This window comes from Streptomyces sp. NPDC093510 (genome assembly GCF_040683555.1).
Taxonomy (GTDB): Bacteria; Actinomycetota; Actinomycetes; order Streptomycetales; family Streptomycetaceae; genus Streptomyces.
The window spans coordinates 134,948-157,577 of sequence record NZ_JBFBEE010000020.1 but is presented as its reverse complement, the minus strand read 5'-3'; the positions used below and the strand labels follow the sequence as shown (position 1 = coordinate 157,577).

Annotated in this window: 24 protein-coding genes; 13 read left to right on the top strand and 11 right to left on the bottom strand. The window is 71.1% G+C overall.

Annotated elements, in window-relative coordinates; translation table 11 throughout:
• Window positions 1–66: 66 nt before the first annotated feature.
• Window positions 67–573, bottom strand: coding sequence for a carboxymuconolactone decarboxylase family protein (locus tag AB0N81_RS29715; protein WP_365363632.1), 507 nt, complete (start codon window positions 571–573; stop codon window positions 67–69).
• 76 nt (window positions 574–649) lie between these two features.
• Window positions 650–1,537, bottom strand: coding sequence for a LysR family transcriptional regulator (locus tag AB0N81_RS29710; protein ID WP_365363630.1), 888 nt, complete (start codon window positions 1,535–1,537; stop codon window positions 650–652).
• A gap of 219 nt (window positions 1,538–1,756) precedes the next feature.
• Here AB0N81_RS29710 and AB0N81_RS29705 point away from each other — a divergent pair, with 219 nt between their 5' ends.
• A complete protein-coding gene (locus tag AB0N81_RS29705) occupies window positions 1,757–3,115 on the top strand; it encodes an MFS transporter (protein ID WP_365363674.1) in 1,359 nt (452 codons plus the stop codon).
• An 8-nt stretch (window positions 3,116–3,123) separates the two neighbouring features.
• Here AB0N81_RS29705 and AB0N81_RS29700 read toward each other — a convergent pair whose 3' ends face one another.
• Complete coding sequence (locus AB0N81_RS29700) at window positions 3,124–3,597, bottom strand: ATP-binding protein (protein WP_365363628.1); 474 nt, start codon at window positions 3,595–3,597, stop codon at window positions 3,124–3,126.
• Between the two features lie 235 nt (window positions 3,598–3,832).
• On the opposite strand from AB0N81_RS29700, the gene AB0N81_RS29695 reads away from it, so the two are divergent.
• From AB0N81_RS29695 to AB0N81_RS29675, 5 genes are all read left to right on the top strand, one after another.
• A complete protein-coding gene (locus AB0N81_RS29695) occupies window positions 3,833–4,684 on the top strand; it encodes a helix-turn-helix transcriptional regulator (RefSeq protein ID WP_365363626.1) in 852 nt (283 codons plus the stop codon).
• A gap of 12 nt (window positions 4,685–4,696) precedes the next feature.
• Window positions 4,697–4,891 carry a DUF397 domain-containing protein gene (locus AB0N81_RS29690; protein WP_365363672.1) on the top strand — a complete coding sequence of 65 codons (195 nt, stop codon included), beginning with the start codon at window positions 4,697–4,699 and terminating at the stop codon, window positions 4,889–4,891.
• A gap of 29 nt (window positions 4,892–4,920) precedes the next feature.
• On the top strand, window positions 4,921–5,103 hold the full coding sequence (locus tag AB0N81_RS29685) for a DUF397 domain-containing protein (protein ID WP_365363624.1): 183 nt from the start codon (window positions 4,921–4,923) through the stop codon (window positions 5,101–5,103).
• Window positions 5,104–5,368: 265 nt separating this feature from the next.
• On the top strand, window positions 5,369–5,707 hold the full coding sequence (locus tag AB0N81_RS29680) for a hypothetical protein (protein WP_365363622.1): 339 nt from the start codon (window positions 5,369–5,371) through the stop codon (window positions 5,705–5,707).
• Between the two features lie 358 nt (window positions 5,708–6,065).
• Window positions 6,066–6,509, top strand: coding sequence for a protein-tyrosine phosphatase family protein (locus AB0N81_RS29675; RefSeq protein ID WP_365363620.1), 444 nt, complete (start codon window positions 6,066–6,068; stop codon window positions 6,507–6,509).
• Here AB0N81_RS29675 and AB0N81_RS29670 read toward each other — a convergent pair.
• The 4 genes from AB0N81_RS29670 to AB0N81_RS29655 all read right to left on the bottom strand — a co-directional run bounded on the left by AB0N81_RS29670 (window position 6,499) and on the right by AB0N81_RS29655 (window position 11,363).
• The gene (locus AB0N81_RS29670) at window positions 6,499–7,611 is read right to left on the bottom strand and encodes a hypothetical protein (protein WP_365363618.1); all 1,113 of its coding nucleotides are present in this window, start codon (window positions 7,609–7,611) and stop codon (window positions 6,499–6,501) included. The two genes, AB0N81_RS29675 and AB0N81_RS29670, sit on opposite strands and share 11 nt — an antisense overlap.
• A 29-nt stretch (window positions 7,612–7,640) precedes the next feature.
• Complete coding sequence (locus AB0N81_RS29665; RefSeq protein WP_365363616.1) at window positions 7,641–8,594, bottom strand: N-acetylneuraminate synthase family protein; 954 nt, start codon at window positions 8,592–8,594, stop codon at window positions 7,641–7,643.
• 13 nt (window positions 8,595–8,607) lie between these two features.
• On the bottom strand, window positions 8,608–9,930 hold the full coding sequence (locus AB0N81_RS29660) for an N-acylneuraminate cytidylyltransferase (protein WP_365363614.1): 1,323 nt from the start codon (window positions 9,928–9,930) through the stop codon (window positions 8,608–8,610).
• Window positions 9,931–10,010: 80 nt separating this feature from the next.
• Window positions 10,011–11,363 (bottom strand): DUF6716 putative glycosyltransferase, encoded by a 1,353-nt coding sequence (locus AB0N81_RS29655; protein WP_365363611.1) that lies wholly within the window; start codon window positions 11,361–11,363, stop codon window positions 10,011–10,013.
• A gap of 198 nt (window positions 11,364–11,561) precedes the next feature.
• On the opposite strand from AB0N81_RS29655, the gene AB0N81_RS29650 reads away from it, so the two are divergent.
• Genes AB0N81_RS29650 through AB0N81_RS29640 form a run of 3 tightly spaced genes read left to right on the top strand, consistent with a single transcriptional unit; the run spans window position 11,562 to window position 15,042 of the window.
• The gene (locus tag AB0N81_RS29650) at window positions 11,562–12,539 is read left to right on the top strand and encodes a glycosyltransferase family 2 protein (RefSeq protein WP_365363608.1); all 978 of its coding nucleotides are present in this window, start codon (window positions 11,562–11,564) and stop codon (window positions 12,537–12,539) included.
• Window positions 12,539–13,888, top strand: a complete 1,350-nt coding sequence (locus tag AB0N81_RS29645) for a polysialyltransferase family glycosyltransferase (protein ID WP_365363605.1) — start codon at window positions 12,539–12,541, stop codon at window positions 13,886–13,888. The genes AB0N81_RS29650 and AB0N81_RS29645 overlap by 1 nt, the downstream gene beginning before the upstream one ends.
• Window positions 13,885–15,042, top strand: coding sequence for an acyltransferase (locus AB0N81_RS29640; RefSeq protein ID WP_365363602.1), 1,158 nt, complete (start codon window positions 13,885–13,887; stop codon window positions 15,040–15,042). The genes AB0N81_RS29645 and AB0N81_RS29640 overlap by 4 nt, the downstream gene beginning before the upstream one ends.
• On the opposite strand, the gene AB0N81_RS29635 is transcribed toward AB0N81_RS29640, so the two are convergent.
• Window positions 15,026–15,709 (bottom strand): TetR/AcrR family transcriptional regulator C-terminal domain-containing protein, encoded by a 684-nt coding sequence (locus AB0N81_RS29635; RefSeq protein ID WP_365363670.1) that lies wholly within the window; start codon window positions 15,707–15,709, stop codon window positions 15,026–15,028. The genes AB0N81_RS29640 and AB0N81_RS29635 overlap by 17 nt on opposite strands.
• Before the next feature lie 29 nt (window positions 15,710–15,738).
• Between AB0N81_RS29635 and AB0N81_RS29630 the strand changes: the two genes are divergently transcribed.
• Together AB0N81_RS29630 and AB0N81_RS29625 are read left to right on the top strand one after the other, a co-directional pair.
• On the top strand, window positions 15,739–17,172 hold the full coding sequence (locus tag AB0N81_RS29630) for an FAD-dependent monooxygenase (RefSeq protein WP_365363600.1): 1,434 nt from the start codon (window positions 15,739–15,741) through the stop codon (window positions 17,170–17,172).
• Window positions 17,173–17,205: 33 nt separating this feature from the next.
• Entirely contained in the window at window positions 17,206–17,673 is a 468-nt protein-coding gene (locus AB0N81_RS29625) for a MarR family winged helix-turn-helix transcriptional regulator (protein WP_365363598.1), read from the top strand.
• 58 nt (window positions 17,674–17,731) lie between these two features.
• Here the strand turns inward: AB0N81_RS29625 and AB0N81_RS29620 are convergent, their stop codons facing one another.
• Window positions 17,732–18,658 carry an NAD(P)-binding domain-containing protein gene (locus AB0N81_RS29620; protein ID WP_365363596.1) on the bottom strand — a complete coding sequence of 309 codons (927 nt, stop codon included), beginning with the start codon at window positions 18,656–18,658 and terminating at the stop codon, window positions 17,732–17,734.
• 48 nt (window positions 18,659–18,706) lie between these two features.
• Between AB0N81_RS29620 and AB0N81_RS29615 the strand changes: the two genes are divergently transcribed.
• Window positions 18,707–19,108 carry a MerR family transcriptional regulator gene (locus tag AB0N81_RS29615; protein WP_365363669.1) on the top strand — a complete coding sequence of 134 codons (402 nt, stop codon included), beginning with the start codon at window positions 18,707–18,709 and terminating at the stop codon, window positions 19,106–19,108.
• Here the strand turns inward: AB0N81_RS29615 and leuE are convergent.
• On the bottom strand, window positions 19,095–19,754 hold the full coding sequence (gene leuE, locus AB0N81_RS29610; RefSeq protein ID WP_365363594.1) for a leucine efflux protein LeuE: 660 nt from the start codon (window positions 19,752–19,754) through the stop codon (window positions 19,095–19,097). The two genes, AB0N81_RS29615 and leuE, sit on opposite strands and share 14 nt — an antisense overlap.
• Window positions 19,755–19,865: 111 nt before the next feature.
• Window positions 19,866–21,458 carry a methylmalonyl-CoA mutase family protein gene (locus tag AB0N81_RS29605; RefSeq protein ID WP_365363592.1) on the bottom strand — a complete coding sequence of 531 codons (1,593 nt, stop codon included), beginning with the start codon at window positions 21,456–21,458 and terminating at the stop codon, window positions 19,866–19,868.
• A 115-nt stretch (window positions 21,459–21,573) separates the two neighbouring features.
• On the opposite strand from AB0N81_RS29605, the gene AB0N81_RS29600 reads away from it, so the two are divergent.
• Complete coding sequence (locus AB0N81_RS29600) at window positions 21,574–22,452, top strand: L,D-transpeptidase family protein (protein WP_365363667.1); 879 nt, start codon at window positions 21,574–21,576, stop codon at window positions 22,450–22,452.
• Window positions 22,453–22,630: the final 178 nt, after the last annotated feature.

The window sequence follows — 22,630 nt, the reverse complement described above, 5'->3', positions numbered from 1 at the left end:
GGCCGTCCCGCGTCCCCTCCGGGGCTCGTGTGCCTCCGCCGATCGGGGGAGGCGTGTGCGCCGGTCTCACCCCCAGGGGGCGGAGAACGACCGCCCCGGCACGGGCTTGGCCACCAGCGCCACGGCGATGAAGAAGTTGACCTGGCCGATCGCGAACATCAGGGTGGCGAGCGCCTTGGAGTCGTAGTGCCCGGCCACCTCGGCGTACAGCTCGTCCGAGACCCTCTCGCCGTGGGCGGCCGGCTGGAGCACGGCCTCCACGAGTGCCAGCGCGGCCCGCTCGGCACCAGTGAAGTACGGCGAGTCCCGCCAGGACGCGACCGACGTGATCCTCTCCTCCGGCACGCCGCCCTTGCGCAGGAAGCCCGTGTGCAGCACGGTCAGATAGGTGCTGCCGACGATCTGCCCGGCACGCAGCTGCACCAGGCCGATCGTCGGGCGCGGCACCGAGCCGTTGCCGGTGACCCGGAACAGCGCCGCCGAGACGTCCGCCAGCTCGGGGACGAGCTGCGCGGGGTCCTGGGCCATCCGGGGCGCCATCGGGACCTCTGCCGTGATCGAACGCGTTTCCATGGCCATCTCCTCGTGTCGTGGTGCCTGCTCTCGGTGCACTGACGGAGCCCGTCGGGGAGATGTGACCGGTTGTGCGCTAGGAAGCGGAAATTTCTCGTGCCGTCCGTGCGAATGCCGCCACCGCGCCCGTTTCCTGGTCCCTGCGCCAGACCAGGCCGTAGGCCGTGGGCTCCGCGTCCGTGAGGGGGACGTAGGTGACGCCGGGGCGGGCGAAGTATGTGGCGGTGTGGGCGGGGGCCAGGAGGGCGCCCTTGCCCGCCGCGACCAGCGTCAGGGCCTCCTGCATGTTCGACACGCCGGGGCCCCGGCCGATGGGACGGCCGCCGGGGGTGCGGGGCGGGGCGTGGTGGTCGAGCCAGTAGCCCGGGACGTCGCCGTCGATGGCGAGGAGCGGGACCTCCGCCAGGTCCTCGCGGGTCACCGAGGGGCGGGCGGCCAGGGGGTGCGAGGCGGGCAGGGCCAGGACCCGGTCCTCGGTGAGCAGCACCGTCCCGCCGCTCAGGTCCTCCTCCCGTACGGGGTGTTCGGTCAGCTGTACGTCGAACTTGCCCTTGCGCAGCTGGCCGTACGGGTCGCCGAGGGGCACCTCGCACACCTCCACCGCCAGACCGGGGTGGCTGACGCGGAGGGCCTCCGTCGCCTTCATGACGATCTCACCGGTGAGCGGGTTGGCGAAGCCGACGTGGAGGACGGAGTCGATGCCGCGCGCCGTGGCCACGGCGCGTTCCAGTGCGGCCTCGATGGCGCGGTGGTGCGGTTCGAGGTCGGCGCGCAGTTGGCGGCCGAGCGCGGTGAGGCCCACGCGGCGGCTGGTCCGGATGAACAGCGGGGCGCCGACGCGGCGTTCGAGGCGCTGCACGAGCTGGCTCACCCGGGCCCGGGACAGCCGCATGCGCTCGGCCGTCCGGCCGAAGTGCAGCTCGTCGGCGAGGAGCAGGAAGCACTCCAGTTCGTCGCGTTCCATCGCCGTACCCCCAGGTCGGTCCCCATCGGTCAGTCTGGCTGAACGAACGTTGCGATGTTCGCCGTTGTTCCGCGCCCCGGCCCGGCCGAGGGTGGCGCCATGAGCCAGAGCCTCGCACCGCACGCGCACCAGTCCCCCGGCCGGCCCTTCACCGGCCGCGAGCGGATCGTCCTCCTCGTCCTCTGCGGCGCGATCTTCCTGGAGGGCATCGACATCGCCATGCTCAACGTCGCCCTCCCCTCCATCCGCGCCGATCTCGGCCTGTCCACCGGCTCGCTGCAGTGGGTCATGAGCGCGTACGTCCTCGGGTACGGCGGGTTCATGCTGCTCGGCGGGCGGGCCGCCGACCTCTTCGGGCGCCGCCGGATGTTCGTCCTCTGGCTCTCCGTCTTCCTCGTCTTCTCCGGGCTCGGCGGCCTCGCCACGGAGGGCTGGATGCTGATCGTCGCCCGCTTCGTCACGGGGATCGCCGCGGCGTTCATGACCCCGGCGGGCCTCTCGATCATCACCACCGGGTTCCAGGAAGGCCCGCGCCGCAACAAGGCGCTGCTGTTCTACTCCGGCACGGCGGCCGGCGGATTCTCCATCGGCCTGGTCGTCGGCGGGCTGCTCACCGGGCTCGGCTGGCGCTGGGTGTTCTTCGCGCCCGTCGTGCTCTCCGCCGTCATTCTCGTCGGCGCCCTCACCGTCGTGCCCAGGTCGCCGCGGCCCGACCGGACGGGGCAGCGCGTCGACGTGGCGGGCGGGGTCACGATCACCGCCGCCATCGTGCTGCTGGTACTCGGCGTGGAGCGCGCCACGCACACCACGTCCGCATGGACCGCGCTCACCGTGGGCGCGGGGCTCGCCCTGCTGACCGTGTTCGTCGCGGTCGAGCGCCGGGCTGCGATCCCGCTGGTGCGTCTCGGAATTCTGCGGAGCGGCCCGCTGGTGCGTGCCAATCTTTCCGCGCTGCTCCTGGCCGCGGCCTTCTTCGGCTTCCAGTTCCTGGTCGTTCTCTACCTCCAGGAGCTGCGGGGCTGGTCGACGCTGGAAACCAGCTTCGCGATGCTCGTCATGGGCGTCGACGCGGTCCTCTCCCCTCTTCTCACGCCCCGGCTCGTGAACCGTTTCGGCAACGCCCGGGTGATCTTCGGCGGACTACTGCTCGCCGCGCTCGCGTACGCCCTGTTCCTGCCGGTCGGCGCCGACTGGACGTACACGATGATGTTCCCGAGCCTGCTTCTCCTCGGCCTCGCGTTCTCGCTCGCGTACGGTCCGCTCACCATCGTCGCCACGCAGGGCGTGGCGGAGAAGGAGCAGGGCCTTGCGGGCGCGCTGCTCTACACGTCCTTCCAGTTCGGCGCGGCGGTCGGCCTGTCGACGGTGACGGCGGTCAATGTGGCGGCCACGGCGTCGAGTTCGCCGTCGGCACTCCTCGACGGGTACCGGGCCGCGCTCTGGGTGCCCCTGGCGGCGGCGCTGTCCGCCGTGCTGGTCAGCGCGTTCGGGCTGCGAACGAAGCGGGGGGCGCCGGTGGTGGCATCGGGTGGGCCCGCCGCGGACCGCGCCCCTGCCGACGTCTCCGCGGTGCGCTGACGCCCTCCTCACACCTGTTCCGGCGCCCGCAACGCGAACCACAACAACTTGCCGCCCCGCCCGAACAGGTCGTCGCCGAGCGGATGCCCGCCCCACGCCTCGGCCCACTCCGCCACGAGCCCGAGCCCGCGCCCGCTGTCCGCCTCGTCCGGCACGGCGCGCAGCGGCCCGCTCCCGTCCCCGCTCCGACAAGGGGGCTTGTCGAAGGGGGCGGGGATGTGCGGATTGCTGTCCCACACACTGACCCGCAGCCCGTACGGGTCATCGGTGCCGTGCAGCCGGAGGGCGGCGGGCCCTTCGGAGTGCTGGTAGGCGTTGGTGACGAGCTCGGACGTCAACAGTTCGGTGACGTCCAGGAGTTCACTTATTCCGTACGCGGGGAGGACGGCGCGGGACGTCATGCGGGCGATGCGGGGCGCCCGGGGGTCGTGGGGCAGGTGAAGGGCGTACGACCAGGTGCGGGGCGGGGATACGGTTGCCATGTCGCCTCCTTGGGGGCGGAGCTCGGTTCGCTCACGCGGTCGCCTCGCCGGGCGGTGGCATGTCGCGCCTCCTGGGCGCGGTGCGCTTCCGGCTTATCAGCAGGGCGAGTTGAGCGGCTGACAGCACGACCGTGGGGCCTTAAGTGATAGCTCTGCTACCTTCACGGTGATATTTCACTGAGCATCACTCGTGTGAGGGATCGGGCCGCGTCACTGACCATCGAGAGGACCGCCAGTGCCGCCCACCAACACCCCCAATCTGCGGCAGCGCCGACTCGGCATCGAGCTGCGTAAGCTCCGCGAGCACTCCGGGCTCACGTCCACCGAGGCCGCCAACCGGCTGGGATTGCAGCAAGCGCGGGTGAGCATGATCGAAGCCGGGCGCTATCCGGTCAGCGCCGACCGAGTACGCACCATGGCGCGCACCTACGCGTGCACAGACGAAGCACTTGTGGACGCCCTCACAGCGATGACCGGGCGGCGCGTCCGAGGCTGGTGGGAGGAGTATCGCGAGCACCTACCGCCCGACCTCATCGACTTGGCAGAACTCGAGCACCACGCCATCGCGTTGCGGGTCTCACTCGCGATCCATATTCCGGCGCTCCTTCAGACCCCGGATCACGCCCGCGCCATGCTGCGAGAGGCCGTTCCTGCCTTCCGCGCGTACGAGATCGAGCACCGTCTGGCGCACCGCATCAGGCGCCAGACCGTGCTGCATCGCACCAACCCGCCGCTCTACAGCGCCCTGATCCATGAAGCGGCCCTCCGCATCCAGTACGGCGGCCTGGAAACCGCCCGTGCCCAGCTCTCGCACCTACTCGCACTCAGCGAGGAGAGCCACATCACTGTCCGGGTGATCCCCTATGACTGCGGGGGCTTCCCCGGCAACGGCCAGTCGGTCAACTACCTGCACGGATCCGACCCGCATCTCGACACCGTCCAGCTGGACACTCACCACGGCTGCGACTTCCTGGACGCACAAGCCCAGTTGGGGAAGTACCGAACTATCCTCGACCGCATGGAAGCCGTCGCACTCAAACCCGCGGCGACTCGCGACCTCATCGCCCACATCCTTCGGAGCCGGTAAGAAGTGACCCATATACCTCCGCCGGCCTGGCAGAAGTCCACCTTCAGCCCGGACGGCTCCGACTGCGTCTACGTCGCCACCGCCCCCGACGGAACCCTCCGCCTCCGCGAAAGCGACGACCCCGACGTCATCCTCACCACCTCCCGCATCCAACTCGGCGCCCTCATAACCGCGTACAAGAACGCACGGCCCGATACGCCTATGTGACGGCAGCCCGCAGGGAAGGACCCGATCCCATGCCCGACCTCACCTGGCAGAAGTCCACACACAGCCAGGAGGCCTCCTCCTGCGTCCACGTCGCCACCGCCCCCGACGGAACCCTCCGCCTCCGCGAAAGCGACGACCCCGACGTCATCCTCACCACCTCCCCCACCCAGCTCGGCGCGCTCATATCCGCCGTCAAGAACGCACAGGTCTAGCCCGAGGAGCCGGCCTTGCGCGCCGCTGGAGGATGAGGGCGCGCCCCAGCACCTCCGGTATGTCGATGGTCGCCACCGGTGGAGGAGGCGCGGCGCTCACGCGTGAGCAGCATGTGCTCGGATGCCCGGCGCATCAGCCCGGCCTGGCCGAGAACGGGATCTGCGTGAGGGCCCTGTACGCATCGGGGGGGGCTCAACCGGGTACCGGCCCATGCTTGGCGCCCGAAAAGCGACCGATTCTGCGACGAAATGGAAGAGCGAAGTCGTGAACTCGCCCGTGGTCGACGACAAGGTCGCCGATTTGGTCGGTGCGGTCTACAACGCCTTCTTCAAGCCGGGCAATCTTGGTTCGCTGATGAACAACTCACCACCGATCTGGGAGGAACTAAGCTTTAAGCTCTGCGCGAATGGAACGGTTCGCGCTTACGACGGTGATCCGATCGCGTCGAAGACAGTGCCGGCGCCAACCCCAACGGCCACTTCTGCTGCTGGCCCGGTAGCGCGCCGGACCCTGAGTACAGTAGCTGGCTACCGCACCAGTCCTCAGGTGGGGACGCGCGAGGGGGCCCGATGGCGCTGCTACTTGTTCCGTTCCTCTATCTAGGTGTGCTTTTCCTGTGGATCGCCATTCCGATCGTCAGTACCCGTGAAGGCCGGATCGGGATACTGCTTCCGTACGGTCACGCCGGGATCAGTGCGGCGGCGATAACTTACGGATACGCAAGCCATTCCGGCCTGTTCGCTATCGCCGCATTCACCCTTGGGCCCGGCGGCGCCGTTTCCTGTTTTCGCATCCTGCTACAGCGAGCATTCCGCACAACAACCGCCCCCAAGAAGTAGGCCCTAAGGAGTAGGCCTAAAAGGCGAAGGGCAGACCACCGGCGACAGCAGGTGGTAACGCCCGGATGATCTTCTGCGGGCTGCTGCTCGCCGCGCTGGTCAGTGCGGCCTAGTCTCCGTGCATGACCGACGATCAGAGCACAGTGACGTGGCAGCCGGCCCCCGGCGTTCTCCGGCTGCCCTCCGGGCGGCTGGTCCGGGGGCGGGGGCTGCGGCATCCGCTGCCGGACGGGGACGTGCCCGACTTCGGTGTCTACCTGCTCGGCAAGCGGCCGCCCGAAGTTCCCTGGGAGGCGCGGTGGTTGCGCTGGCCGGATTTCCGGCTTCCCGCGGACCGGGAGCTCGCTCGGACGGTGTTGCGCGAGGTGTGGGAGCGGGCCGCCGGGGAGCGGGTCGAGGTCGCGTGCGGGGGCGGGCGCGGGCGGACCGGGACCGCGCTGGCGTGCGTCGCCGTTCTGGACGGGGTGCCCGCGGCCGAGGCCGTCGCCTACGTACGTACGCACTACGACCGGCACGCCGTGGAGACCCCGTGGCAGAGGCGGTACGTACGGCACTTCAGCCGGTAGCGGCCGCCCCGTGACGTACCGAGGACAGCCGGTGCACGTCCCGGGCCGTCCCCGTCACGCCGGACAGGAAGCCCTGTGCGCGCGGTGACGCCGTCTCCGTGAGCCAGGACGGGTCGATGTCGCAGACCGCCACCTTCACCTCCGTGCCCGCCAGGGCCAGAGGGAGGGTGTGGACGACCGTCGAGGGGAAGCTGAGGATCGTGCGGCCGATGGGGCCGCGGCGGGCGATGAGTTCGAGGGGGAGGTCCGGGCGGACCACCTGGAGGCCCGTCTCGACCGCGAGCCGGTGGAGCTTCTCGGAGCTCTCGCGGCGGTGGGCGAAGTAGCGGTTGGCGCCATGGGCCAGGGAGAGCGCGCGGACCGCTTCCACATAGCGGTCCGGGTCGACCACTCCCGTCTCCACCAGTGACGTGCCGACCAGGTCGGCGCCGCGCGTGATGCGGGGCGGGCCGAAGCGTTCCCTCGTCCAGGCGAAGCTGTTGACGGACACGGTCACGCCGTCGGGCGCGCTGTCGATCGGCATGGAGGAGAAGACCTCCACGGTGCGTGATCCGCCGGGTGTGAGGCGGCGGCGTGCCGAGGCCGAGACCGGGGCGAAGACCAGGTCGCGGGGGCCGGGGCGGCCGCCCTTGCGGTGCCAGCGCTGGAGTCGTTCGCCGCGGGCCAGCTGGGAGACGAACTCCATCGTGGCCGTGCCGTCGTCGACGACGACCAGGGAGCGGGCCTTGGTGATGGTGAGGAGGAGCTGTACGTAGCGGGAGAACGGGTCGCCGATGACGATCCGGTCGGCCCTGCGCAGAGGGCCCGCGAGGCCCCCGATGGTCTGGAAGGGAGCCGACGCGCCGCCGCGCGCCTCCTCCCAGCGGACCTCGACGCCCTCGTCGCGTGCGAGCTGCGCCATGCGGCGCAACTGGCCGCGTGTCATGGGGTCGTTCGGGGACAGGACGACGACGGTGAGGCCCCCGGTCGGGCCGGTCGCGGCCGCGGAGTGTGCCCACTCCAGGACGTTCAGCAGCTGGACCGGGCTCTCCACGAACGCGAGCGTCGTGGCGGCCCCGGCCGGGGCCGTGGTGTCGTCGGCTCGGCCGACTCGGGGGCTCATCGTCGTATGTCCGTCTCCCGGTAAGAGGCTCAGACCGCGACCTGCTGGGCGTCCGCGGCGGACTCGCTCTCGGCGACGACGCCGGCGACGCGGCGGAGCTTCTTCATGGGGCCGAGCTCCGACTCGTAGACCTTCTTGACTCCGTCACCGAGGGACGCCTCGATGGTGCGGATGTCGCGGACCAGGCGGGACAGGCCCTGCGGCTCGACGGACGCGGCCTGGTCGGAGCCCCACATGGCGCGGTCGAGGGTGATGTGGCGCTCGACGAAGGTGGCGCCGAGGGCGACGGCGGCCAGCGTGGTCTGGAGGCCGGTCTCGTGGCCGGAGTAGCCGATCGGGACGTTCGGGTACTCGGCCTGGAGGGTGTTGATGACGCGGAGGTTGAGCTCCTCGGCCTGCGCCGGGTACGTCGACGTGGCGTGGCACATCAGGATGTTGTCGGAGCCAAGGACCTCCACCGCGTGGCGGATCTGCTTCGGGGTCGACATGCCCGTGGAGAGGATGACCGTGCGGCCCGTGGCGCGCAGGGCGCGGAGCAGCTCGTCGTCCGTGAGGGAGGCGGAGGCGACCTTGTGGGCGGGCAGGTCGAACTTCTCCAGGAAGGCGACGGCCTCGGTGTCCCACGGGGAGGCGAACCAGTCGATGCCGCGCTTGGCGCAGTGCTCGCTGATGGCCTGGTACTCGGACTCGCCGAACTCCACACGGTGGCGGTAGTCGATGTACGTCATGCGGCCCCAGGGGGTGTCGCGCTCGATGTCCCACTGGTCGCGCGGCGTGCAGATCTCCGGGGTGCGCTTCTGGAACTTCACCGCGTCGCAGCCCGCGTCGGCGGCCACGTCGATGAGCGCGAACGCGTTCTCCAGGTCACCGTTGTGGTTGATGCCGATCTCACCGGTGATGTACACGGGCTGCCCGGGGCCGGCCGTCTTCGAACCGAAGCGGCGCAGGCGGGAGTCGGTGCCGATGGAGGTGATGTTGCTCATGGCAGGAAATTCCTTAACTGTGGAGGGAGTCGAGAGAGGGGCCGAGGATCCAGGTGGCGATCTCTCGGATCGCGCCTTCACCACCGGGGACGGTGGTGACCGCGCGTGCGGCGCCGCGTACGACGTCGTGGGCGCTCGCGACCGCCACGGGCCAGCCCACGAGGGCGAAGCACGGGAGGTCATTGACGTCGTTTCCGACGTAGAGCACGCGCTCGGGAGCGATGCCCTGCTCCTCGCACCACTGCTTCAGTGCGAGGTCTTTCCGGTCGATGCCGTGCAGCACGGGAAGCTTCAGCTTCCTGGCGCGCGCGGCGACGACCGGGTTCTGCTCCGTGGACAGGATCAGCATGTGCAGGCCGCTCCTGCGGAGGGCGGCGATGCCGAGGCCGTCTCCGCGGTGCACGGAGACGAACTCCCGTCCCTCGGAGTCGATCAGCACCCTGTCGTCGGTCTGGGTGCCGTCGAAGTCGAGGACGACCGCGTCGATGTCGGCGGCGGTCGGGAGGGCGGCGTCGTCTCCTGGACGAGCCGCGTCGAAGAGCGGGGCGAGGGCGCGGGCCCGGGCGAGGTCGTGGGGGTCGTCGACCTCCAGGACGCGGGCCGGGTCGGTGCGGACGGGCTCGGTGCGGCCGAAGAAACGGTGCTTCTCGGTGCGGAAGCCCGCCGCGTCCATCGCGTAGGCGGCGCCGGTCTCCAGGAGGTCCTGGGGGCGGTCCTGGCGGCGCGGGCGGAACGACTTGTCGTGATTGACGCCGTAACCGCCGCGCGTGCGGGTGGAGTTGGCGAGCGTGGCGGTGCCGCCCACCGAATCGGTGCGCTGCGCGGGGACGTCAGCCGTTCCGGCGGAACCGTCGGCGTCGTCGGCCGCGTCGCGCCAGATGAAGCCGTGGAAGGGCGCCACCGTGACGGCCGTGTCGGCGCCGTGCTCGGCGACGGCCGACGCCACCCCGTCGATGTCCTCGTGGGTGAGGAAGGGGCTGGTGCACTGCACGAGCAGGACGACGTCGACTGTCGTGCCGTGCAGCGCCTCGTGGGCGTCCATCGCGTGCAGGACGGCGGCCTCGCTGGTCGCGGTGTCCCCGGCGATCGCGGCGGGGCGAAGCACCACTTCGGCGCCGGCGGCGCGGGCGGCCTCGGCGATCACGTGGTCGTCGGTGGAGACGACGACGTCGGTGACGAGCCGGGCGGCCAGGCAGGCGCGGATGGCGCGGGCCACCAGCGGCACCCCGCCGACCGGGGCCAGGTTCTTGGCGGGCACGCCCTTGGAGCCGCCGCGGGCGGGGATGACGGCGAGCACGCGGCGGGCCTGTGCGCTCGCGGGGTCGGGGTGGGGCATGGGGGCTCCTTGGAGGGGGTGGGTGCTCACGGCTCGCCCGGGGTTCACGGCTCGTCCGGGGTTCACAGCTCGCCCGGGGCTCACAGCTCGCCCATCCGCCGGATGACGGGCGCCACGCGCTGCACTCCGTGGCGGTAGGCGCCGCGGGCCGCGCGGCGCACGATCTGCCGTACGGGGCCGGGGTCCTTGTCGGCCGAGGGGGCGCCCGGGAGCGGGGCGCCGTCGGGGCCGAGGTGGTGGCGGGCGAGGATGCCGGGCAGATAGCCGCGGGCCGTGGTGAGGCTGTAGTAGGGCTCGACGGGCGCCAGCGCGCCGGCGGCCGCGTCGGTGAGGAGGGCGTCGACGCGCTCCCGTGCCGCGTCGAAGGCCTTCTCGTACGCTCCGTCGGCGGCGACGCCCTGCCGTGCCAGCCACCTCTCGTCGGGCTCGGGCAGATGACCCGCGTCCAGCTGGTCCCAGGAGGCGAGGCATCCGGAGCCGGTGAAGTGGTGGTTGCCGAGCGCCTCGCGGACCCCGAGGTCGGTGAGGACGGCAGTGGGGATGCGGCGGTGCAGGGATTCGAGTGCGGCCGTGGAGCTGACGGTGACCAGGAGGTCGGTGCGGTCGAGGACCTCGCCCATGTGTCCGTAGACGAGGCGGCAGTTGGCGGGCAGGCCGCCTTCGACGCGCTGCGCCAGCTTCTGGTAGGGCAGTTCCTCGATGTGCGTGGTGTGCTCGCCGGGCTTGCTGCGCAGCTTGAGCAGGACGTCGCGGTCGGGGTGCAGCCGGGCGTGTTCGGCGAGGCGGCGCAGCAGGTACGTGCGGTGTGCGGCGGTCTCCGGCACGGAGGGCTGGGCGGCGAAGACGACCGTGTACGGGGCATCCTCGTGGCCGTGCTTGCCCGGCCCGCGGTACGGGTCTCCGCCGAGGAACGGCAGCGCGGCCTCGGTCACCGCGGACGCGTCGGCGCCCACTCCTTCGTACACCGCGCGGAAGCGCTCCGCGTCCTGGCGGGAGTTGGCGAGGACGACGTCCGCGCCGTGCCGCAGGAGGAGGCCGTCGGCGAGCTTCTCGTAGACGACGCCGACGTAGCCGGTGACGACGACGGGGCGCTTCCTGGTGGCGCCGGTGAGGAGGGCGTCCTGCGCGACGCGGGCGAGTCCGTGCAGGACCGCCTGGACCGCCCCGCCCACCAGGGCGAGCACGATCACGTCGGGTGCGTCCCGCTCCATCTCGCGCAGGAACTCGACGGCGGTGACCTCGCGCAGGGACTCCGCGCGCACGCCCACCTCTTCGAGCTGCCGGGGCGTGGGAGTGGCCCGGCCGCGGAGCAGGAAGCCGGTGAGCCGACTGTCCGATACGATGCGGTTCGCGGTGAGAGCGCCCCATTTCCATCGCGTATCGGAGTCGGCGAGCACGGCGACCCGCAGCGGGTTTCGATGACTTCCTTGCACGTCCCAGACGCTAGGAAGGCATTTCGATTCGCGGCCCAACTCAGGTGCAACAAACGGTTAACAGCATGCCGACGAATGGCGAATCGGCCCGGGAAAAGCCCGTCCGGCAGCCCGGTTAACCATTCCGCCACGCGTCGTTCACCTGGCATACCGCTGCGGGTCGACCCGAATGACGGGCCGACACCTAACGTCACCCACGTGGTTAAGCTCTCCGTCATCGTGCCGTTCTACAACGTGCAGCAATACGCGCCCGACACCTTGAGGAGTCTGCGTGCGAACGCACGTGACGACTTCGAATTCATCCTCGTCGACGACTGCTCGCGCGACGAGACTCCGGACATCCTGGAGCGTGCGGCGCGCGAGCTGCCCGGCGCCGTCCATCTCAGACATGAGACGAACGGCGGCCTCGCGACCGCCCGGAACACGGGCCTCGACGCGGCGCGCGGCGAGTACCTCACCTTCCTGGACGGTGACGACTGGCTCGCGCCCGGCTACTTCTCCCAACTCGTCGGCGCCATCGAGGAGTTGGGGTGCGACTTCGTGCGCACCGACCATGTGCAGTGCACCGCGCGGGCCCGCACCGTGCACCGCGTCCCGCACGGCAGGCGCGGCGTCGTGCTGAATCCGCGCGACGTCATCCTGCCCGCCGACCGCTCCACCTCCGTCGACTACGCGTACGCCTGGGCGGGCATCTACCACCGCCGGCTCGCCGACGCGGGACTCCTGCACTTCACCGACGGGCTGCGCACCGCCGAGGACCGGCCCTGGATCTGGCGGCTGCACCGGGAGGCGGAATCCTTCGCCGCGGTCGGCCTTCTCGGCGTGTTCTACCGGCGCGGTGTCGCCTCTTCGCTGACCCAGATCGGCGACGTACGCCAGCTCGATTTCATCAAGGCATTCGACCAGGTCGTACGGGAAACAGCGGCGGACCGGGACGCGGACGAACTCCTGCCGAAGGCCGTGCGCACCTATTGCGCGATCATCTCCCACCATCTGGGATCCATCGAAAGGTTCGAGCCATCCGTGGCGCGGAAATTGAAGTCAATGAGTGCGGCCGCCCTGAAGCGGATGCCGCAGGGCGTTCTCGACGACGCGCTCGACTCCATGGACGTCCAGCGGGCGACCCGGCTGCGCAGGCTGCGGCGGCGCCCGGTGACGGCGGAGGTGGCCGCGTAATGGCTACGACGCAGATCTTCATGGCGTCCACGCTGTACGGCACCGCGACCCTCGCCGCCGCCCTGGACGCCGACCGCTTCGGCCCCGCCGACCGCCGCATCCTCCTCGTCAGCAACAACGCGGCGACGCCCGAGACGACGACGCCCCTCGACGAGATGCCGGGGTTCGAGCGGCTGCGCGGCCGGTTCGACGAGGTGCGCTCCTGGAACGAGGCCATCTCCCCTTTCCACCCGGGCGGCTGGGCCCCGCGCGGCGACGACGTCGTGCTGTGGGAGCGCTACATCCGGATGCTGTGGGGCCTCGGTGACGACGACATCGAGCTGGCCGTCGAGTCCATCCAGGTCAACCCGGCGCTCGCCCTCGCGCAGATCTTCACCGGCGTCCCCGTCGACGTCTACGCGGACGGCCTGATGAGCTACGGCCCCACCCGCAACAAGATCGACCCCCTGGTCGGCACCCGCGTGCGGCGCCTGCTCCACCTGGACCTGGTACCGGGGCTCACCCCGCTGCTCCTCACCGAGTTCGGGGTGGAGCCGGAGGTGGTGCCGACCGAGGCGTTCGTGAAGGTGCTCGCCGAACTGGGCGCCGAGGAAGCGGAGTTGCCGGAGATCGACGCGCCCGTCCTCGTCCTCGGCCAGTACCTCTCCGCGCTCTCCATCCTCACCGCCGAGGAAGAGGAGGAGCTGCACATCCGCATGGTGCGCGGCGCGGCCGCGCTCGGCCACACCCGCGTGGTGTTCAAGCCCCACCCCACGGCGCCCGCCCGCTGGTCGCGCGCCCTGGAGAAGGAGGCGCAGGCGATCGGCGTCGAGCTGACGGTGCTCGACACCCCCGTGCTCGCCGAGGTCCTCTACCAGCGGATGCGGCCCGCGCTCGTCGTCGGCTGCTTCTCCACGGCCCTGCTCACGGCGTCCGCGCTCTACGGCCTGCCCGCCGCCCGCACCGGCACCGACCTCCTCCTGGAGCGCCTCGCGCCCTACCAGAACAGCAACCGCGTCCCGGTCACCATCGTCGACGCCCTGCTGCCCGAGCTCACCGACCGGGCCGCGGTCACCGCCCAGGAAGCCGGTCTCGGCACCGGCGAGCTGACGAACCTCCTCAAGGCCGTCGGCTTCGCGATGCAGCCGCAGATCTACCCCCGGCTGCGCCCGGACGCCGAGCGCTACCTCGCACGGAACCTCTCCGCCGTCACCTGGCGCTACTTCAAGCGGCGCCGCCTCACCGCGCTCGCGCTACCCGGCGCCGTCCCCTCGCAGCTCGCGTTCATCCCGCGCAACGCGGCCGTCCGCCGCGTCGCCCGCCGCGCCCGTTCCGTGCAGCGCTCGCTCAAGCGGACCGCGCTCGGATGACCTCCCCCGACATAACCCTCCCGAAGCTCTCACCGGGGGCGGAACCCACTGCCCCGCCCACGCCGCCGGCCCCCCGGCCCGCCCGCGGGAAGCCCCGGCTGCGCGCGCTCGACGGGTTGCGGCTCGTCGCGGCGCTCATGGTCGCCGCGTACCACTACGGCGGCCGCGACGGCGAGATCGCCGAGGCGTGGGGCAGCTCGCCCAAGCAGCAGTTCCCGACGGCCAGTGAATGGTTCGCGTATGGCTGTCTCGGCGTGCAGATCTTCTTCGTGATCAGCGGTTTCGTCATCTGCATGAGCGGCTGGGGCAGGCCCCTGCGCTCGTTCTTCGCGTCCCGCGCGTCGCGTCTGCTGCCCTCCTACTGGGCGGCGATCGTCCTGGTGACGGCGGTCTTCGCGCTGCCCGTCGTGGCGTACGACGCGGTCTCGCCCAGCGACGCGCTGGTGAACCTCACCATGCTCCAGCAGCCGCTGGGCGTGGACCGGGTGCTCGGCGTGTGCTGGACGCTCTGGGCGGAGCTGCGCTTCTACGCGCTGTTCGCGCTGTGTGTGGTCATGCCGGGCGCGACCCGCGCGCGGGTGGTGCTGTTCTGCGCGGTGTGGACACTGTCCGCGGCCGTCGCGGAGGGAGCGGACGAGCCGCTGCTCGACCTGGTGCTGATGCCGGAGTACGCGCCCTTCTTCGTCGGCGGCATCGGCATCTATCTGATCCACCGCGACCGCCGCGACCTCACGGCGTGGGGCATCACGGGCGTCAGCTGGCTGATCGGCCAGCACTACGCGGTCCAGGGGCTGTGGCACGCGCCGAACCCGGACTTCTTCTCGTACCGCTCCTCGGCCGTGATCATGGCGGTGGTGACGGCGGGCTTCGCGGCGGTGCTCCTGATCGCGCTCGGCCGTCTCGACCGGGTCAACTGGCGCTGGCTGACGGTGGCCGGCGCGCTGACGTACCCCTTCTACCTGGTGCACGAGCACCTGGGCTGGGTGACGGTCGAGGCGCTGCACCGCCACCTGGGGCTGCCGTCGTACGCGACGTTCGGTCTGACGATCGCCGCGATGCTGGTCCTCGCGTGGCTCCTGAACCGGTTCGTGGAAGAGCGACTGACTCCGCTCATCCGCGACGGACTCAACCGGGGCCTCACCCCCCGGAGTTGACGAGCGTCACCCCGATCCCCGCCACGACCGCGGCGAGGCCCTCATCGAAGCCGCGGTCGTGCGAGCGGAACATCTCCTCGCCCGCCGCCGCGGCCAGCGGGTAGGCGGCTAGGCGCTCGGCGCGCGCCGCGAGCTCGTAGCCGCCCTCGCCGTGCGCGGCATCCGGGCCCGTCGGGCCCGTCGGGCCCGTCGGGCCCGTCGACTGCTCCTCGATGACGTATCCGATGGTGTAGCTGTACGCGGTGAACCAGGCCCGGATCGCCGCGGCCGGCGTGAATCCAGCTTCGCCGAGCGTCCGCAGATGGAGCTCCAGGGGCGCCGCGTACGACAGGTCCGTGTAGCGCGTGCCGCTGAAGACCTTGGCGCCGTCGCGGTAGCGCAGCAGGTGGGCGCGGAGGTCCCGCATCGCGGTGGTGAGCGTCACGCACCAGTCGGAGTCCGGCGCGGACAGGAAGTCCTCGGCCATGCGCCGCATCATCTCGGTCGCCATCTCGTCGAGCAGCGCCTGTTTGTCCTTGAAGTGCCAGTACAGGGCGGGCGCCTTCACGTCGAGGCGCTGGGCGATGGCGCGCAGGGTCAGCCCTTCGAGCCCTGTCTCGTTCAGCAGGTCGAGCGCGGTGCGCGCCACTCGGGTCCGGTCCAGCTTCGTCGTAGCCACCTTGACAATTTAACACCGTTAAGCGCAAGCTCTGCGGCATGGCACTTAACAACGTTAAGGACACTGGCGTACTCATTGTGGGCGCCGGGCCCACCGGTCTTGCCCTCGCCTGCGACCTGGCGCGGCGCGGCGTGCCCGCCCTCGTCGTCGAGCGGGCCGCCGCCCTCTTCCCCGGCTCCCGCGGCAAGGGCCTGCAGCCCCGCACCATGGAGGTCTTCGACGACCTCGGCGTGATCGGCGCGGTCCTCGCGTCGGGCGGTCCCGTCCCGGTCGGCATGGTGTGGCGGGACGGGGAGCGGCAGGGCGAGCACCGGATGTTCGACGAACCGGAGCCGACGGAGACCGCGCCGTACACCACGCCGTGGATGCTCCCCCAGTGGCGCACCCAGGAGATCCTCCTTGCGCGCCTGCGGGAACTCGGCGGCGACGTCGCGTTCGGCGCGGAGGTGACGCAGCTGGCCCAGGATGCCGATGGGGTCACCGCCCGGCTGTCGACCGGCGCGACGGTACGGGCGGCGTACGCGGTCGCGGCGGACGGCGGCCGCTCCACCCTGCGCGGCGCGCTGGGCATCACGATGGCGGGCGAGGCCGTGGACCCGAACCCGGTCCTGGTCGCGGACGTCCGCGTCCCGGCGCTCGACCGCGACAACTGGCACATGTTCCCGCCCGCCGACGACACCGGCCTCTACACGGCGATCTGTCCGCTGGCCGGCACCGAGGACTTCCAGCTGACCGCCCAGTTCCCCGCAGGGGCGTCACCCGACCTCTCCCTTCAGGGCGTACGCGACCTCGTCGCCTCCCGCACGCACCTGACCGCGGACGACGTGACCGAGGTCCGCTGGTCCTCGGACTTCCGGCCGCGCGCGGCCCTGGCGGACCGCTTCCGCGAGGGCCGCGTCTTCCTGGCCGGGGACGCGGCGCACATCCACTCGCCCGCGGGCGGCCAGGGCCTGAACACCAGCGTCCAGGACGCCTACAACCTGGGCTGGAAGCTCGGCGCGGTGCTCGGGCGCGGCGCCCCCGAAGCACTCCTGGACACGTACGAGGAGGAGCGGCGGCCCAACGCCGCGCGGATGCTGGGCCTGTCCACCCGCATCCACCGCGGCGAGGCGCGGCGCGGGGCGGCCACCCGGCAGCTCGGCATCGGCTACCGGAACGCGTCACTGGCGGTGGAGACGCGCGAGGGCCTGCCGCAGGAGGCGCTGCGGGCGGGCGACCGCGCGCCGGACGGGCCGTGCGGCACCGGCACCCTGTTCGACGTGTTCCGCGGCCCGCACTTCACGCTCCTCGCGGTGGGCATGGACGCGGAACTCCCGCCGCTGGACGCCGAGTTGGTGCACGTGCGTGACGTACCCACGTACGAGCCGTACGGGAAGGGGCTGTTCCTCGTCCGGCCCGACGGGTACGTGGGCTGGGCGGGGACGGACGCGCGGGACGGCCTCACGGAGTATCTGGCACGCTGCGCGGCTTGACCTCAAGGATACTTGAGGTTCTACGTTCAGCACATGTCAGCTTTCGCGTATTCACACAGTGACCAGGACCTCGTCAACCAGCCTGTCGGCTACTGGAGTTCGGCCGCGGGCGCCGCCGTCGTCAACCACATCCGCACCATGCTCGCCGAGATGGGCCTCACCCAGCCCCAGTGGTGGACCCTCAGCCAGCTCGTCCAGGCGCCGGAGGGCCGCTCCCGGGACGAGGTCGTAGCGGTCCTGAAGGGCTACCTGGAGGTCGGCGAGGGCGTCCTGTCCCACAACATCGACGCCCTGCACGACCGCGGCCTCATCACCGAGGGCCCCGCGGGCGTCATCGCCCTCACCGACGAGGGCCAGGCGCTCCAGGCCCGCGTGGCCGACCGCCAGAAGGCCGTCCGCGCGGAGATCCACGAGGGCATCACCGACGAGGACTACGTCCGTACGCTGAAGGTCCTCCAGCGGATGATCCACAACGTGGGGGGCTCGGCCTGGCACCACTGAACGGTTCCCCCTGCGTGGCACCACTGAACGGTCCCCCCTGCGTGGCGCCAGGGAACGGTCAGCCGTCCGACGGCCTGCTGAACTCCTCGATCAGCACGGGGTACTCCTCGGCGCCGTGCCCGGCGGCGATCGAGCGGGCGGCCATCGCCTGGATCAGCTTCGGCAGCTCGGCGTTGACACCCGCCGCCTCACTCTCCTGGACCATGTGCGCCATGGCGCGCGCGTGGGTCTCCAGGGACGACTCCTCGGCCGGGAAGGAGCCCTTGTCGATCTGCTCGGCCTGCCCGGGCAGCCACTCGGCGACACCGGCGGCGATCTGCCGGGCGAACGGCGCGAACGTCGTGGCGTCGACGCCGACCGTCCTGAGCAGGGCGGTGCCCTGGAGCCAGGCGTTCAGGACGCTCCACATCATGGCGAGGCCCGCCACGTCGTACAGGGACGCGAGGCCGTGGTCCGCGCCGAGGTGGGTGACGGTGCCGAGCGCGGCGAGAGTCGCCTCGTGCGTCTCGAAGTCCGCCGCGGGACCGCTGTGCAGGATCACCGCGTCGGCGGTGCCGATGGCGGTGGGGACGGCCATGATGGCCCCGTCGAGGTAGCGGGCACCCCGCTCCCCGGCCCACCGCGCGGCCTCCCGGGCCTGGGCCGAGTCGCCGGAGGTCAGGTTCACCAACGTCGTGCCGTCGAGGGCGACTTCGCTCGCGCCGAGCAGTTCCCGTACGGCGTCGTAGTCGGTGAGGCAGACGATCGTGAGAGGGGCCGCCGCGAGCGCGTCGCCGACGGTCGGCGCCAACCGCGCGCCGTCCGCGACCAGTTGACCGGCCTTGGCCGCCGTTCGGTTCCACACGGTGGTGGGGTGCCCGGCTCTGAGGAACGCGGCGGCCAGCGCCTGCCCCATCAGGCCGAGACCGATGACGGTCACGGGTGCGGCTGCGGGCGCGGCAGCATTGTCGATCGCGGAATTGTTGTTCTCGGGTTCGTTGTTCATGACAGCATCGTCAACGTTGATACCGGTATGAAGGTCAAGCGAGGTTCGATGCGAATCGGGGAACTGGGCCGCCGGACGGGCGTCAACGCCCACCAGCTGCGCTACTACGAGTCCCAGGGGCTCCTGGAGGCGGACCGCGGCGCGAACGGGTACCGCGAGTACGACGAGTCCGCCGTGCTGCGGGTGACGCAGATCCGGCACCTGCTGGGCGCCGGCCTCTCCTCCGAGGACATCGCGTACGTGCTGCCCTGCGCCGTCGGAGAGGTCCCGGAGCTGCCCGGCTGCCCCGAGCTGCTCGAGGCGATGCGGACACGGCTGCGGCGCCTCGACGACCAGATGGAGAAGATCGCCCGGTCCCGCGACGCCCTCGCCACCTACATCGACGCGGCAGACCGGACGGGTGGCGACAGCTACCCGCCCTTGACGGGCGCCGCCGTCACACGCTGCTGACCGACAGCTTCACCGCGAACCCGAGGAACAGCGCGCCCGCCGCCGACGTGGCCCCGGCCGAGAGCCGCTTGCGGCGGCGGAACGCGGACGCGAGCCTGGTGCCGCTGAAGATCAGGGCCGTCAGGTAGAGGAAGCTCGCCAGCTGGGCCAGGATGCCGAGCACGACGAAGGACAGCGCGGGATAGGCGTAGCCCGGATCGACGAACTGCACGAAGAAGGCGATGAAGAACAGGATCGCCTTGGGGTTGAGCAGGCTGATCACGAAGGCCCTGCGGAACGGCCGCTCCCCCGCGGCCGCCTCCCGCTCGTCCGCCCGGCCCCCTTCCACGGCCTGCTCCCTGCGCGCACGCCACATGCCCCACGCCGCCCGCAGCATGCCGACCGCCAGCCAGGTCAGATAACCGGCGCCCGCGTACTTCACGACCCCGAAGAGCAGGGCGTTGGCCTGGAGGAGCGAGGCCACGCCCGCCGCCGACAGCGTCATCAGGACGGCGTCGCCGCACCAGACACCGGCGGCGGCGGTGTAGCCGGTGCGCACGCCGCGGCGGGCGGCGACGGAGAGCACGTACAGCGAGTTCGGCCCCGGCAGCAGGATGATGAGGACGAGGCCCGCGAGATAGGTCGGAAGATCGGTGACACCCAGCATGGCGGGAGTCTCGCATGGGCGTGCGACTCATGGATATCGGTGTCCGCTTGACGGACAGGAGGGACAGGCGGGGTAGGAGGGGGAGAAACCTCAGGCCTCAGGCCTCAGGCCTCAGAACACGTCCGTCGGGACATACGCGCCCCACACCTCCCGCAGCGCGTCGCACACCTCGCCCACGGTCGCCCGCGCCCGCAGCGCCTCCTTCATCGGATACAGGACGTTGGCCCCCTCCCCCGGCTCCGCCTTCGCCGTCTCCTGGAGCGCGGCCAGGGCGGCGCCCACCGCCGCGCCGTCCCGCTCGGCGCGGAGCGTGGCGAGACGGGCGGCCTGCCGGGCCTCGATGGCGGGGTCGACGCGCAGCGGCTCGTACGGCTCCTCCTCGTCGAGCCGGAAGCGGTTGACGCCGACCACGACGCGCTCGCCGCTGTCCGTCTCCTGCGCGATGCGGTAGGCGTTGCGCTCGATCTCGCCCTTCTGGAAGCCCTGCTCGATGGCGTGCACGGCGCCGCCGAGGTCCTCGACGCGCCGCATCAGCGCGAGGGCCGCCTCCTCCACGTCGTCGGTCATCCTCTCCACGACGTACGACCCGGCGAAGGGGTCGACCGTCGCCGTCACGTCCGTCTCGTACGCGAGGACCTGCTGGGTGCGCAGGGCCAGGCGGGCCGACTTGTCGGTGGGGAGCGCGATGGCCTCGTCGAAGGAGTTGGTGTGCAGCGACTGGGTGCCGCCGAAGACCGCGCCGAGGCCCTGGACGGCGACGCGGACGAGGTTCACCTCGGGCTGCTGGGCGGTGAGCTGCACGCCCGCCGTCTGCGTGTGGAAACGCAGCATCAGCGACTTGGGGTTCTTCGCGCCGAACTCCTCCCGCATGACGCGGGCCCACATGCGCCTGGCGGCACGGAACTTGGCGACCTCCTCCAGGAGCGTCGTACGCGCCACGAAGAAGAAGGAGAGGCGCGGTGCGAAGTCGTCCACGTCCATGCCCGCCGCGACCGCCGTACGGACGTACTCGATGGCGTCGGCCAGGGTGAAGGCGATCTCCTGCGCGGGCGAGGCGCCCGCCTCGGCCATGTGGTAGCCGGAGATCGAGATGGTGTTCCACTTCGGGATCTCGGCCCGGCAGTACCGGAACGTGTCCGCGACGAGACGCAGCGACGGCTGGGGCGGAAAGATGTAGGTGCCGCGCGCGATGTACTCCTTCAGCACGTCGTTCTGGATCGTGCCGGTCAGCCGGTCGGCCGCGATCCCCTGCTCCTCGGCGACCAGTTGGTAGAGGAGGAGCAGCAGCGCGGCCGGCGCGTTGATCGTCATCGACGTGGAGACCTTGTCCAGCGGGATGCCGCCGAACAGGACGCGCATGTCCTCGACCGAGTCGACCGCGACGCCGACCTTGCCGACCTCGCCGCTCGCGATCGGAGCGTCGGAGTCGTGGCCCATCTGCGTGGGCAGGTCGAAGGCGACGGACAAGCCGGTCGTGCCGTGCTCGATGAGCTGCCGGTAGCGGGCGTTGGACTCGGCGGCGGTGCCGAAGCCCGCGTACTGGCGCATCGTCCAGGGGCGGCCGGTGTACATCGTGGGGTAGACGCCGCGCGTGTAGGGGTACGCGCCGGGGGCACCGAGCTTCTCCGCCGGCTCCCAGTCCGCCAGATCCTCGGGGCCGTACACGGGTTCGATGGGCAGTCCTGACTCCGACTCGTGTGTCATGCCTCCAGCTTGCGCCCGCGCACGGGACGCGTCACTCGCGGCAAACCGGGAAACACTTTCAGGAGTGTTGTCCAAGGGCACCCTCCGAGGTGCCGGCTACGAGCGCGGGGGCGTGATGGGCAGGGGCGCGATATCAGCGGGGGCCGTGGCGGTGCTGGTCCTGACGGCGGGATGCAAGGCGGTCGCGGTGGACACGGAGGGGAGTCCGTCCGGCGGCGGACCCGGGAAGGAGACGTCGGCGGGGCAGCCGGCCGGCCCGTCCGGCGGGGACGACAAACCGGGAAAGCCGACGGCGAGGCAGCCGGCCCGGACCCCCACGGCACGCACGCCCACTCCTCCTCCCGCGCCTCCCTCCGCCCCTCCCAGGACACTCATGCGGGAAGGCGACCGCACCGGTCAGGTGCGGGAACTGCAGGCCAGGCTGCGGCAGCTCGCCTGGTTCAACGAGAACCCGACGGGGACGTACGGACCCGTCACCGCCGGGGCGGTCGCGGGCTTCCAGGCCAAGCGCGGGCTGCCCCGCACCGGCGCAACGGACACCGTGACCTGGCGGCGGCTGCTCGCCATGACGCGCGAGCCGACGCGGCACGAGCTCTACGCGGGCGGCGGCAGCCCGGCGGCCGCGCCGGACAAGCGCTGCCTGACCGGACGGGTCCTGTGCATCGCCAAGAGCAGCCGCACGCTGACGTGGATGATCGACGGCAAGGCCATGTCGACGATGGACGTGCGGTTCGGCTCGCAGTACACACCGACACGTGAGGGCACCTTCACCGTCTACTGGAAGTCCCGGCACCACGTCTCGACGCTCTACGACACGGCCATGCCGTACGCGATGTTCTTCAGCGGCGGCCAGGCCGTCCACTACTCGTCGGACTTCGCGGCCACGGGGTACAGCGGCGCGTCGCACGGCTGTGTGAACGTCCGGGACGAGAAGAAGATCGCGAGCCTGTTCGCGCAGGTACGGGACGGCGACCGGGTCGTCATCTACAAGTGAGACGTCGTCCCCTGTACGTGAAAAGCGGCGTGGGCGGGATCGGGGGAACGTATCCCGCCCACGCCGAGGGCACGGAGCCGAAGGTACGGGGGGAACCCCCGGCTCGTGCGCGGGCCGATGACCAGTCGGCTCACTTCTTACTGCGTCACCACCTCAAAAAACGTCACACCTACGAGGT

Excerpts from the sequence above, each read along its gene's own strand:
- AB0N81_RS29715 (WP_365363632.1), bottom strand. The coding sequence starts at position 573 with ATGGAAACGCGTTCGATCACGGCAGAGGTCCCGATGGCGCCCCGGATG.
- AB0N81_RS29710 (WP_365363630.1), bottom strand. The coding sequence starts at position 1,537 with ATGGAACGCGACGAACTGGAGTGCTTCCTGCTCCTCGCCGACGAGCTG.
- AB0N81_RS29705 (WP_365363674.1), top strand. The coding sequence starts at position 1,757 with ATGCTCAACGTCGCCCTCCCCTCCATCCGCGCCGATCTCGGCCTGTCC.
- AB0N81_RS29700 (WP_365363628.1), bottom strand. The coding sequence starts at position 3,597 with ATGGCAACCGTATCCCCGCCCCGCACCTGGTCGTACGCCCTTCACCTG.
- AB0N81_RS29685 (WP_365363624.1), top strand. The coding sequence starts at position 4,921 with ATGCCCGACCTCACCTGGCAGAAGTCCACACACAGCCAGGAGGCCTCC.
- AB0N81_RS29675 (WP_365363620.1), top strand. The coding sequence starts at position 6,066 with ATGACCGACGATCAGAGCACAGTGACGTGGCAGCCGGCCCCCGGCGTT.
- AB0N81_RS29670 (WP_365363618.1), bottom strand. The coding sequence starts at position 7,611 with ATGAGCCCCCGAGTCGGCCGAGCCGACGACACCACGGCCCCGGCCGGG.
- AB0N81_RS29665 (WP_365363616.1), bottom strand. The coding sequence starts at position 8,594 with ATGAGCAACATCACCTCCATCGGCACCGACTCCCGCCTGCGCCGCTTC.
- AB0N81_RS29660 (WP_365363614.1), bottom strand. The coding sequence starts at position 9,930 with ATGCCCCACCCCGACCCCGCGAGCGCACAGGCCCGCCGCGTGCTCGCC.
- AB0N81_RS29645 (WP_365363605.1), top strand. The coding sequence starts at position 12,539 with ATGGCTACGACGCAGATCTTCATGGCGTCCACGCTGTACGGCACCGCG.
- AB0N81_RS29640 (WP_365363602.1), top strand. The coding sequence starts at position 13,885 with ATGACCTCCCCCGACATAACCCTCCCGAAGCTCTCACCGGGGGCGGAA.
- AB0N81_RS29630 (WP_365363600.1), top strand. The coding sequence starts at position 15,739 with ATGGCACTTAACAACGTTAAGGACACTGGCGTACTCATTGTGGGCGCC.
- AB0N81_RS29625 (WP_365363598.1), top strand. The coding sequence starts at position 17,206 with ATGTCAGCTTTCGCGTATTCACACAGTGACCAGGACCTCGTCAACCAG.
- AB0N81_RS29620 (WP_365363596.1), bottom strand. The coding sequence starts at position 18,658 with ATGAACAACGAACCCGAGAACAACAATTCCGCGATCGACAATGCTGCC.
- AB0N81_RS29615 (WP_365363669.1), top strand. The coding sequence starts at position 18,707 with ATGCGAATCGGGGAACTGGGCCGCCGGACGGGCGTCAACGCCCACCAG.
- leuE (WP_365363594.1), bottom strand. The coding sequence starts at position 19,754 with ATGCTGGGTGTCACCGATCTTCCGACCTATCTCGCGGGCCTCGTCCTC.
- AB0N81_RS29605 (WP_365363592.1), bottom strand. The coding sequence starts at position 21,458 with ATGACACACGAGTCGGAGTCAGGACTGCCCATCGAACCCGTGTACGGC.
- AB0N81_RS29600 (WP_365363667.1), top strand. The coding sequence starts at position 21,574 with ATGGGCAGGGGCGCGATATCAGCGGGGGCCGTGGCGGTGCTGGTCCTG.